Source organism: uncultured Sphingomonas sp., assembly GCF_964250165.1.
Lineage (GTDB): Bacteria > Pseudomonadota > Alphaproteobacteria > Sphingomonadales > Sphingomonadaceae > Sphingomonas.
Genome location: NZ_CAXUEK010000028.1, coordinates 20,865 through 32,267, shown reverse-complemented (window position 1 = coordinate 32,267; position 11,403 = coordinate 20,865). Strand labels below are relative to the sequence as shown.

At 73.7% G+C, this 11,403-nt stretch carries 9 protein-coding genes; 2 read left to right on the top strand and 7 right to left on the bottom strand.

From position 1 onward, the window contains the following. On the top strand, positions 1-2,545 hold a 2,545-nt coding region (gene topA / locus ACFE64_RS07965), incomplete at its 5' end, for a type I DNA topoisomerase (RefSeq protein ID WP_375391926.1). On the opposite strand, the gene ACFE64_RS07960 is transcribed toward topA, so the two are convergent. Genes ACFE64_RS07960 through ACFE64_RS07935 form a run of 6 tightly spaced genes read right to left on the bottom strand, consistent with a single transcriptional unit; the run spans position 2,520 to position 8,615 of the window. Further along, positions 2,520-2,822 (bottom strand): PilZ domain-containing protein, encoded by a 303-nt coding sequence (locus ACFE64_RS07960; RefSeq protein ID WP_375391925.1) that lies wholly within the window; start codon positions 2,820-2,822, stop codon positions 2,520-2,522. The genes topA and ACFE64_RS07960 overlap by 26 nt on opposite strands. Before the next feature lie 28 nt (positions 2,823-2,850). Then, complete coding sequence (locus tag ACFE64_RS07955; RefSeq protein ID WP_375391924.1) at positions 2,851-3,597, bottom strand: PP2C family protein-serine/threonine phosphatase; 747 nt, start codon at positions 3,595-3,597, stop codon at positions 2,851-2,853. Beyond that, positions 3,594-4,598, bottom strand: a complete 1,005-nt coding sequence (locus ACFE64_RS07950; protein ID WP_375391923.1) for a type VI secretion system-associated FHA domain protein — start codon at positions 4,596-4,598, stop codon at positions 3,594-3,596. Before ACFE64_RS07950 ends, ACFE64_RS07955 begins: the two co-directional genes overlap by 4 nt. A gap of 13 nt (positions 4,599-4,611) precedes the next feature. Further along, positions 4,612-6,285: a protein kinase gene (locus ACFE64_RS07945; RefSeq protein ID WP_375391922.1), complete on the bottom strand. Its 1,674-nt coding sequence runs from the start codon at positions 6,283-6,285 to the stop codon at positions 4,612-4,614. Positions 6,286-6,345: 60 nt separating this feature from the next. Next, on the bottom strand, positions 6,346-7,104 hold the full coding sequence (locus tag ACFE64_RS07940; RefSeq protein ID WP_375391921.1) for a LysM peptidoglycan-binding domain-containing protein: 759 nt from the start codon (positions 7,102-7,104) through the stop codon (positions 6,346-6,348). Further along, on the bottom strand, positions 7,101-8,615 hold the full coding sequence (locus tag ACFE64_RS07935) for an EAL domain-containing protein (protein ID WP_375391920.1): 1,515 nt from the start codon (positions 8,613-8,615) through the stop codon (positions 7,101-7,103). Before ACFE64_RS07935 ends, ACFE64_RS07940 begins: the two co-directional genes overlap by 4 nt. A 79-nt stretch (positions 8,616-8,694) precedes the next feature. Between ACFE64_RS07935 and ACFE64_RS07930 the strand changes: the two genes are divergently transcribed. Next, positions 8,695-10,419, top strand: coding sequence for an alpha/beta fold hydrolase (locus ACFE64_RS07930; protein WP_375391919.1), 1,725 nt, complete (start codon positions 8,695-8,697; stop codon positions 10,417-10,419). On the opposite strand, the gene ACFE64_RS07925 is transcribed toward ACFE64_RS07930, so the two are convergent. Beyond that, complete coding sequence (locus tag ACFE64_RS07925; RefSeq protein ID WP_375391918.1) at positions 10,416-11,285, bottom strand: 3-hydroxyacyl-CoA dehydrogenase NAD-binding domain-containing protein; 870 nt, start codon at positions 11,283-11,285, stop codon at positions 10,416-10,418. The genes ACFE64_RS07930 and ACFE64_RS07925 overlap by 4 nt on opposite strands. Between the last annotated feature and the right edge of the window lie 118 nt (positions 11,286-11,403).

Below are 11,403 nucleotides of genomic sequence, written 5' to 3'. Positions count from 1 at the left end.
GCTCGTCATCGTCGAATCGCCCGCCAAGGCGAAGACCATCGAGAAATATCTCGGCGCCGATTACCGGGTGCTGGCCTCCTACGGCCATGTCCGCGACCTGCCGCCCAAGGACGGCTCGGTGAACCCCGACGACGGCTTCGCGATGGAGTGGGAGAACTATGCCGACAAGGCCAAGCAGCTCCGCGCGATCGCCGACGAGGCGAAGAAGGCCGACCGGCTGATCCTCGCCACCGACCCCGACCGTGAGGGGGAGGCGATCTCCTGGCATGTGCAGGAGGTGTTGCGCGGCCGCAAGGCGCTGCCCAGGGAGGTCGAGCGCGTCACCTTCAACGCGATCACCAAGCAGGCGGTGACGGACGCGATGAAGGCGCCGCGCCAGCTCGATCACGACCTGATCGACGCCTATCGCGCCCGGCGCGCGCTGGATTACCTGGTCGGCTTCACGCTCTCCCCCGTGCTGTGGCGCAAGCTGCCCGGCGCGAAGTCGGCGGGGCGCGTCCAGTCGGTGGCGCTGCGCCTGATCGTCGAGCGCGAGCGCGAGATCGAGGCGTTCCGCGCGCAGGAATACTGGTCGGTGACCGCCAGTCTGGAGCAGGACGGGACGCCGTTCACCGCGCGGCTCGTCACCTGGAACGGCGACCGGCTCGACCGGCTCGCGATCGGCGACGAGGGAATGGCGAGCCGCGCGAAGGCGGATGTCGAGGCGGGGCGCTTCGCCGTCCAGTCGGTCGAGACCAAGCCCGCGACGCGCAACCCGCCGCCGCCCTTCACCACCTCGACGCTGCAACAGGAGGCGGCGCGCAAGCTCGGCTTCTCCGCCGATCACACGATGCGGATCGCGCAGCAGCTCTACGAGGACGGCGCGATCACCTATATGCGCACCGACGGCGTGCAGATGGATCATTCGGCGATCAGCGCCGCGCGGCTGGCGGTCGCGAACCGCTATGACGCGAGCTACGTCCCCGACAAGCCGCGCCAGTATCAGGCCAAGGCCAAGAACGCGCAGGAAGCGCACGAGGCGATCCGGCCGACCGATTTCGGCCGCGACAAGCTCGGCTCGGGCGACCATGCGCGGCTGTATGATCTGGTCTGGAAGCGTGCGCTCGCGAGCCAGATGGCGTCGGCGCGCATGGAGCGGACCACGGTGGAGCTGGCCGAGGGAACCGGCCGCCACGTGCTCCGCGCCACCGGCCAGGTGGTGCTGTTCCCCGGCTATCTCGCGCTCTACGAGGAGGGGTCGGACGACAGCCAGGACGAGGAAGCGCGCCGCCTGCCCCGGCTGCGCGAGGGCGATGCGCCCGCGAAGAAGGCCGTCGATGCCGAGCAGCATTTCACGCAGCCGCCGCCGCGCTTTTCGGAAGCCTCGCTGGTCAAGCGGATGGAGGAGCTCGGCATCGGCCGCCCGTCCACCTACGCCTCGATCATCAAGACGCTGAAGGAGCGCGAATATGTCCGGATCGACAAGAACCGCTTCTGGGCGGAGGAGAGCGGGCGGCTGGTGACGGCGTTCCTGGAGCGCTTCTTCCCGCGCTATGTCGGCTACGACTATACCGCCGAACTGGAGGAGGAGCTGGACGACGTCTCCGGCGGGCGGGCGAAGTGGCAGGCGGTGCTCGACGCCTTCTGGCGCGACTTCAAGCCCAAGACCACGGAGGTGATGGAGCAGCAGCCGTCGGCGATCACCGCCGAGCTCGACACCTTCCTGGAGCCCTACCTGTTCCCCGAGCGCGCGGACGGCGCCGACCCGCGGCTGTGCCCGAACTGCGCGATCGGGCGGCTGGCGCTGCGCGGCGGCCGGTTCGGCGCGTTCGTCGCCTGCTCCAACTACCCCGACTGCCGCTACACCCGCCGCTTCGGTCAGGCGGGCGACGCGGCGGTGGAAGCGACGCCCGAGCAGCTCGGTCACGATCCCGAGACGGGGCTGCCGGTCGAGCGCAAGGCGGGCCGGTTCGGGCCCTACATCCAGCTCGGCGAGGGCAAGGATGCCAAGCGCGCGTCGATCCCCAAGGACGCGGGCGAGCTGACGCTGGAGCTGGCGCTCAAGCTCCTGTCGCTGCCGCGCACGATCGGCGTGCACCCGGAGACCGGCAACCCGATCACCGCCGCGATTGGCCGTTACGGCCCGTATCTGATGCATGACGGCAAATATGCGCGGCTCGCCGCCACCGCCGAGGTGTTCGAGACCGGCATGAACGCCGCCGTGGTCAAGCTCGCGGAGGCGGCCGCGGGCGGCGGGCGGCCGCAGCGCGGGGCCGCGCGCACGGCGCTCAAGGAGCTGGGCGAGCACCCGCGCACCGGCGCTGCGCTGAAGCTGATGGAGGGGCGCTACGGCCCCTATGTCACCGACGGCACGACGAATGCGACGCTGCCCAAGACGGGGGAGCCGCAGGCGCTGACGCTGGAGGAGGCGGCGCAGCTGATCGACGCCCGCGCCGCCGTCGCGCCGGCCAAGGGCAAAGGCAGGGCCAAGGGCAAGGCGCCGGCCAAGGCGAAACCGGCGGCGAGGCCGAAGGCGAAGGCTAAGCCCGCGTCCAGAACGGGCTGAGCGGTCCTTCGATCACCAGCGGGTTGATCGCCTGCTCGAAGGCGAGCCCGACCGCGCTCGCCGTGTGCCACAGCACGCGCGCGGCGCGCGGGGCGAGCGTCGGGAGGGTGATGACGACCACCGATCCCGCGGGCCAGCCGAACGGCGTGGCGAGGCGGCAGCCCCCGGCCGAGATGTCGGTCAGCGGCAGCCGGCGCCTGCTGATGCCGGTGCCGCACACCGCGGCGGTCATGGCGACGGGAACCCGCCGGGTGCGTCGCCGGTCGAGGCGGGCCATCCGGTCCTGCGGGCGTCGCGCGACCATGTCAGGCCGTCGGTTCGGGGCCGATCGCGACGGCGATCACGCTGATGTTGTCGGTGCCGTCGCGCTGGAGCGCGGCGGTGAGCAGCCGGTCGGCATAGGCGGGTACCGCCTCGCACGCCGCGAGGTCGCGGTCGACCAGCGAGCGCGACGCGCCGTCCGAGCAGAGCAGCAGCCGGTCGCCCGGCCGGGTCTCGACACTCAGCGCTTCGAGGTCGGCGAGCGGTTCGACGCCGAGCGCGCGGGTGACGACATGGGCGCTCGGGTGGCGCGCGGCATCGCGGGGCGCGAGGATGCCGGCGTCGATCAGCTCCTGCACCACGCTGTGGTCGCGCGTCAGCTGGCGCACCGCGCCGTCGCGGACGAGATAGCAGCGGCTGTCCCCCGCCCAGCTGACGGTCGCGCTGGCGCCGGCCAGATGGAGGACCACGATCGTCGTCCCGCTCGGCCCCGCGCCGGCGGCGATGCGCCGGTGCGCGGTGGCGAGCGCGGCGGCGGTCGTCCCGGCGGTGATCGGCGCGGCCGCATCGGCCATCGCTGCCAGCGCCGCGATCGCGGCGTCCGCGGCGACGTCGCCGCCGCCATGCCCGCCCATGCCGTCGGCGATCGCCCACAGCCTGCGGTCGGCACGGTCGAGCACCCGATCCTCGTTGATCGCGCGGACCCGCCCGACATGCGTGCGGGCGGCGGACACCACGGGGACATCGTCCCCGGCCGCGCCGCGCCGCCAGCGGGCGAGCAGCGCGCTCATGCCGCGTCCCGCCCGGCCGCGTCATAGGCGGCGACGAAGGCGCGATCGAGCGAGCCGGCCGTTCCGTCGGCGAGCTGCTGCACGAGATCGGCGTGGCGGCGCGCCACCTCCTCCATCTGCACCGCGGCGCGCCCCTTGAGCAGCGAGCCGCGTCCCTCCGCCGCCTTGTCGAGCGCGGCGGGATCGAAGCTCGCCACCGCCGCGCGCAGGCTGGCGTTCAGCCCGGCGAAGCTCGCCACCAGGTGCTGCTTGATGTCCCGGAACGACGCGCGCAGCGCCGCCGGGCCGGACAGGAAGCTGTCCGAGCCCGCCAGCAGCAGGTCGACCGCCAGGCGCTGCGTCGGCGCCCACTTGAACGGGTTGTTGTCCGCGCCGCCGATCGTCGTGCGGGTCAGCTGATACAGTCCCCGCGCGCGGTCGCGCTCCGCCATCAGGTCGCCGACGCCCAGCACCATCTGGCGATAGACCGCGCCGATCCGCGCCATGATCTCGGCCGCGTCCTCGCCCGACAGCTGCGACGGGTCGAGCCCCGCGCCGCGGCAGAAGGCGTCGAGCAGCGAGCCCTCGCCGGCGGGCGCGGCCGGGGGGGCGTCGCCGTCCGCCCAGTCGCTGGGCACCTCGGTCGAGCTGCCCAGCGGCGGCCGCAGCACCACCGTGCGCGCGCCGTCGATCGGCTCGTCGCCGTGCGGCGCATGGGTAGCGACGATGCGGAAGCGGCCGAGCCGGAAGGCGCTGGGCAGCGGCAGGGGCGTCGGCGCGCCGTCGGGCAGCCGCTCGCCGGAAAGGTCGTCGAACACGCCGTTCGCGCCGAGCGCGGTCAGCGACAGGCCGTCGGCGTCCGCGCTCACCTCGCAATGCGCGCGCGACAGGGCGCAATCGGGATCCGCGATCGGCCAGTCGGCGCTCGCGTCGCGGCCGATGCGCAGCACGCCTTCGCGGATCAGCCGGGCATCGACCGGCTGGATCGCGTCCGCCTCGTCGAACAATTGAAGCATGTACATGGGGGCGCGTTCCTCAGGCCGCGTGGCGGTCGGCGGCGGGCAGGATGCGGGTGGCGGCGAGCGTCGCCGCGGTCTCGCGCGGACCGCCCTGCAGCCGCGGCTCGATCGCGGCGGCGGCGCGGTTGAAGGCATCGAACGCCGCGCCGAGTTCGTCGCGGCGGTGGTGCGAGAGCCGCAGCGCGAAATCCGCGGCCGCCGCCTCGTCCAGCGCGCGTCCCAGCCGCTTCAGGGGGCGCGCGACCAGCGCGCCGCTGAGATATCCGACCGCCAGCACCGCCGCCGTCACGACCAGCGCCAGCCCGGCGAGGAGCATGCGCGATTGCCCCAGCGCGGCGTCGAGCGCCCGCCGGCGCAGCACCAGATCGACCGTGCCGAAGGTGGCGCCGGCATACCGGATCGGCTGCACGAAGCGCAGTCCCGCGCCGTGCCCGTCGTCGGTCACGGCGGATACGGCGACGCGACCCCCGCCGGTCACCGCCGCCTCGCCCTGGGGCGCGCGATAACGACGGCCGACCAGCCCGGGCGCGTCGGCGGCACGGATCACGCCGTCGGTGTCGGCGACGACGATGCCGCGGATCTCCGGGTCGCGCGCCGCCGAGACGACGAACGCCTGCAGCGCCGACCAGTCCTGCCGCGCGGCCGGCAGCCCCGCATTGTCGGCGGCGAGCACGGCCGTGTTCTGGGTGACGAAGCCCGCGATCGAGCTGCCCGACACGATCGCCATCTGCATCAGCGTGTGCTGCTGGCGCCCGAGCACCGCCGTCACGCTGACGGCCAGCGTCGCCGCCGTCACCGCCGCCAGTGCCAGCGGCAGCTTGAAGCGCAGCGGCAGCCCGCGCCGCGCGGGCGCCTGTTCGGCGCCGGCCTGCCGCTCGCGTTCCAGCGCGCGGACCAGCGCCTCGCCGTCGGGAAAGCGCGCCTCCGGCTTCTTGGCGAGCAGCTTGTCGATGATGAAGCTGAGGCCCGGCGAGCAGTCCGCCGCCGTCCGTCCGACCGGCTCGACCCGATCCTGCGCGATCTGGATGGCGAGCGTCGCCAGCCCCATGCCGGGAAAGGCGACCTTGCCCGTCACCATCTCGTACAGCACGACGCCCAGCGAGAAGAGGTCGGAGCGCGCATCCACCGGCAGGCCCAGCGCCTGTTCGGGGCTCATGTAGCGCGGGGTGCCGATCATCTGGCCCGCCTGCGTCTTCGCCAGGTTCTGCTCGGCTTCCAGCTCGGCGACGCGCGCGACGCCGAAATCGACCAGCTTGGCGGTCTGCCCGTCCGCCGACAGCAGGATGTTGGAGGGCTTGATGTCGCGATGCACGACGCCCGCGCGATGCGCATAGGCGAGCGCGCCGGCCAGCTGCTCGGCGAGCAGCAGCACGCGCTCGTGCGGCAGGCGACCGTGCGCCTGCAGCGCGACATCGAGCGGCTGGCCCTCGATCAGCTCCATCGCGATATAGGGCGTGCCGCCCGCCTCGCCGACGTCGTAGATGGTGGCGATGCCGGGGTGGTTGAGTCCGCCCGCGGCGCGCGCCTCGCGCAGGAAGCGCTGGCCCAGCTCCGGATCGCGCGCCAGCTCGGGCTTGAGCACCTTGATCGCCACCGTGCGGCCGATGCCGGTGTCGAGCGCGCGGTAGACGTCCGCCATCGCGCCTTCACCCAGCCGCCGCTCGATCTTGTACCGGCCCAGCATGTCCATGCGGATCAACGTCCCAGCTTCGTGGCGGCAGCCCTTACGGTCGGAGTGGTAAGCGAAGCCTTAGCGATGATGCTGGACGGTTGCGGCGATGCGCTCGGCGCGGGCGAGATCGCGGGCGATCAGCGGATTGCCGCGATCGAGCGCCGCCGCGCGCCGCAGCAGTCCCACCGCCGGGCCGACACGGCCCTGGTTGAGCGCGGCGAGCCCGGCGGCGCGCGCCTGCCGGGCGGCGGCCGGATCGGCGATGGCCGCAGCCGTGGCGGCCGCGGCCGGCTTCGGCGACGACGGCCTGGCCTGGCCCGCGCGGACCCGCGGCGCCGACCTGGGCGCGGCGGGCTCCACCGTGCGCACCGGCGCGGGCTCGATGCGGCGCGGCGGCTCGCCGGGGATGCGGATCACCTGGCCGGCGGCAAGCGCCGCGGGTTTGGCCACCCCGTTATAGCGGGCGAGCTGATACGCCTTGAGCCGGTTGCCCAGGAAGCGCTGCGCGAGGCCCGTCATCGTCTCGCCGGGCTGGACGGTATAGGGGTAGCTCTGCGGACCGAGCAGGTCCTTGGGATCGCGGTCGAGCGAATCGCGCAGCACCGCCAGCTTCGGGTCGTCCGGCGCCCGCTTCAGCGCCGCCTTCAACCGCTTGCGCGCGGCATCGACATTCCCCTGGTCAAGCAGCGCCAGGATCGCATCGCTCTCGGCGGCAGCCGGCGGCGCCTTGGTGCTGGGCGCGGCGGGGTGCGCGCCCGGCGCGTGCGAGCAGGCGGCGACGAGGATGGCGGGCACGCAGGCGCAGGCCGCGAGCGCGCGACGGCAACGGGGGGTCATGCGGAAAGCCTTTTCACGATCTGGTGGCGCAGCGCCGGCGCGTCGCCGGGCAGCAGCTCGGCCAGCGTGGCGTGGTCGCCGGCGAAGCGGACGAACGCCGGCCCCGCGAGCGGGGCGGCGAAATGATAGCCCTGGAAATAGCGGCAGCCGTGCCGTCGCAGCCAGTCGACCTCGGCGCGCTGCTCGACGCCCTCGGCGAGGACGCGGATGCCGAGCCCGCGACCGAGCGCGATCACGCTCTGGCAGATCGCCTGGCTCTCCGGCCGGAGATGCACGTCGGTCACGAATTCGCGGTCGATCTTGATCTTGTCGAAGGCGAGGCGGCGCATCGTGCTGAGCGACGAGAAGCCGGTGCCGAAATCGTCGATCGCGACCGCCACGCCCTGCGCGCGCAACGCCTCGACCAGCCGCGCCGCCTGCCCCGCATCGCCCAGCGCGACGCTCTCGGTCAATTCGATCTCCAGCGCCTCGGGCGGTCGGCCATGGCGGGCGAGCACGCGGCCGACCACTGCCGGCAGGTCCGCGTCGCCCATCTGCTGGCCCGAGACGTTCACCGCGACCGTCAGCCCCGCCAGCCCCTGGCGCGCCCAGTCGGCCGAGGCCGCGAGCGCGGCGTTCAGCACCCACAGCCCGATCTCGCGGGCCAGCCCGGCGGCTTCCATGATCGGCACGAAGCGCGACGGCGACACCGCGCCGCTCGCCCGCTCCCAGCGTAGCAGCGCTTCCGCGCCGCACACCCGGCCCTCGCCGGCGTCGACCAGCGGCTGGAACAGGAGCTGCAGTTCGCCGCGCGCGATCGCCTGGCGCAGGTCCTGCTCCAGCACGAAGCGCGCGCGGGCGAGATCCGCCTGGTCCGCGGGTGCCGCAGCACCGGCGGCCAGCTCCGCGACCGCGAACGCGGCGATGGTGCGCGCGAGCGCCACTTCGGGCGTCTCTGCCGCGCCGTCGAACCGCAGGCAGCGCAGCGCCACCTCCGGCAGGATGTCGCGCGCGTCGTCCACTACCGCGGTGCCGAGCGCATAGACGGCGGCCTGCAGCTCGCGCTCCGCCGCGGTGGACGGCGTCGCGCCGTCCGCCCAGATCGCCAGATGGCCGCGATCGACATGCGCCACCGTGCGCGTCGGCGGCAGCATCGCCGCCGCCCGCGCGGCCAGCGCGCGCAGCACGCGGTCGCCCGCTTCCGGGTCGAACGCGCAGAGCCGGTCGTAATCCTTGAACACGATGACGCCCAGCGTGCCGCACCCGTCCGCCGCCATCCGCGCCAGCAGCGGCTCGCGCGTCTGCAGCCCGCTCACCGGGTGCAGCGCTTCGCGGGTGCCGACGGGCGTCGCGTCCGATCCGCCGGCGTCCGTCGCATCGGGCCGCGCCCGACCGACCAGCGCGAGCAGCAGGACGATCGCGGCCATGCCCGGCCAGGCGCTGGCGGTCAGCAGCCCGCCGATGCCGAGCGCGACCGCCGCCGCCAGCGCGGGCCCGCCCGCTTTGATCCGGATCGATCGTGCGTCACGCATCCACCCGGTGCTAAGGCCGAAGCTATAGCATCCGGTTAATCGCCCGCCTAAGCTGGGGCAGACGGGAGGGAGAGCGGTGATGGCCGGGTCGGACATGGGAGGCCTGCGACCGCTGTACGCCGCGCGCTGGCTGCTGGCGGCGTTGCTGCTGATCGTCGGCGGCTGGGGGCTGGCGGCCTGGACGCAGACGCGCGGCGACGTGTCGGTCAGCGACATCCGGTTCCGCGCCGCGGACGGGACGACGCTGAGCGCGCTGCTCTACCAGCCGCGCGCCGCGACCGCGCAGACGCCGGCGCCGGGCATCCTGGCGGTGCACGGCTATATCAACACCCGCGAGACGCAGAGCCCGTTCGCGATCGAGTTCGCGCGGCGCGGCTATGTCGTCCTCGCGCTCGACCAGCGCGGCCACGGCTATAGCGGCGGCGCGGCGACCAAAGACGGTTTCGGCGGCCCCGACGGCCTGGCCTACCTGCGCTCGCTGCCGTTCGTGGATCGCGCCAACATCGGCCTGGAGGGGCATTCGATGGGCGGCTGGACGGTGCTCGCCGCCGCGGCCGCGCATCCCGACTGGTATCGCGCGATGGTGCTGGAAGGCTCGTCGACGGGGGCGCCCTATGCACGCGAGGGCACGCCCGGCTGGCCCCGCAACCTGGCGGTCGTCTACAGCCGGTATGACGAGTTCGCGCCGCTGATGTGGGGCGTGCCCGCCGCGCGGCTGGTCGGCGACAGCGCCAAGCTGCGCGCCCTGTTCGGCACCGCCGCGCCGGTCGCGCCCGGCCGGCTCTACGGCGATGTCGCGGCCGGCACGGCGCGGCTGCTGCTGACGCCGGTCGCCACGCATCCGGGCGATCACCTGTCGACGGCGGCGGTAGGCGACGCGGTGGGCTGGTTCGCGCGGACGCTGCGCGGGGGCTGGCCGATCCCGCCGGGCGACCAGATCTGGTGGGGCAAGGAGGCCGGCACCGGTTGGGCGCTGCTCGGCCTCGCCGCGCTGACCTTCGGCCTGTTCGACCTGCTGCTCGGGCTGCCGCGCTATGCCGCGCTGCGCCGGCCCGTCACCGATAGGCGGACGGCCCGGGACGGACGCTGGTGGGGCCTGTGGTGGCTCACCACGCTGGTGCCGCCGCTGACCTTCTACCTCGCGCTGCTGGTGCTACCGCCGCCGATCCCGCCCTCGGCGCTGTTCCCGCAGGCGATCACCAACTGGCTGGTCGTCTGGGCGGTCGGCAACACGGTGCTGGCGCTGCTGTTCGGGCGGCTGCTGCGCGGCGAGCAGGCGGCGTGGGCGCCGGCCCGCTGGGCGCTGGCGCTGCCGCTCGCGATCGTGGTGGTGGCGGTGCTCTACCTCGTGATCGCGGTCGGCGCGCTGATCCCGCTCGACGCGCGCTTCTGGGTGGTGGCGCTGCGCCCGCTGGACGGCCGCCAGGCGCTCGCCTGCCTCGCCTACCTGCTGCCGTTCCTCGCCTTCGTCGCGGTCGCGTTCCGCGGCGCGGCGGCGCTGGCGCGGCACGCGCGCTCGGCGGCAGGCGGCTACCTGAGCGCCGCCGGCGCGCTGGCGGCGGGCTTCCTGCTGCTGACCGGCGGGCAGTATCTGGCGCTGTTCGCGACAGGCCACCTGCCGCTCGCGTTCGAGGCGCTGAACGCGATCGTCGCGATCCAGTTCGTGCCGCTGCTCGCCGGGCTGGGCGTGCTCGCCGTCTATACCGAGCGGCGGACGGGCAGCTACCTGCCGGGCGCGCTGATCGGCGGGCTGTTCGTCACCTGGTACGTCGTCGCGGGCACCGCGACGCATTATGCCGGCTAGCGGGTGGGGACGGGTTCCGGCCCCGCATAGTCGTAGAAGCCGCGGCCGGTCTTGCGCCCGAACCAGCCGGCCTCGACATATTTGACCAGCAGCGGCGCGGGGCGGAACTTGGGATCGCCGGTGCCCTCGAACAGCACGCGGGTGATCTCCAGGCACGTGTCGAGCCCGATGAAGTCGGCCAGCGTCAGCGGACCCATCGGATGGTTGAGCCCGAGACGGCAGGCGGCGTCGATGTCCGCGATCGTCGCCACGCCCTCGCCGAGCGCGAAGCATGCCTCGTTCAGCATCGGCATCAGCACGCGGTTGACGATGAAGCCCGGCGCGTCGTTGGCGCGCACCACCCGCTTGCCGAGCCGCGCGGCGTATGCCCCCACCGCCGCCACCGTCGCGTCCGACGTCGCCAGCCCGCGGATCAGCTCGATCAGCCCCATCACGGGGACCGGGTTGAAGAAGTGGACGCCGACGAACCGCGCCGGATCGGGCGCGGTCTGCGCCAGGCGCGTGATCGGGATGGACGAGGTGTTGGAGGCGAGCACCGCGTCCGGCCCGAGCACGGCGCCGACCTCGGCGAAGATGCGGCGCTTGATCTCCTCGCGCTCCGTCGCCGCCTCGATCACCAGCGCGCACCCGGCCATCGCCGCGGGGCCCTCGACCGGCTCGATCAGCGCGAGCGCCGCGTCGCGCGCCGCTGCGGCGATCTTGTCCTTTGCTACCAGCCGGTCGAGCGCCTTGCCGATCCCCGCGCGTCCCGCTTCGGCACGCGCGCGGTCGACGTCCGCCAGCAGCACGCGATAGCCGGCCTGCGCCGAGACCTGGGCGATGCCCGCCCCCATCTGCCCCGCCCCGATGACGCCGATCATGTCCATCGCACTGCCTGCTCCTGCCGCCGAACGCCGCGGGGCTGTAGCCGAGATGCCACGCAGCAGGCCAGTGGCGACACGGGGCAGGGCTTTTGACCCTTTCGAAGGCGCGGTATGAGTGACG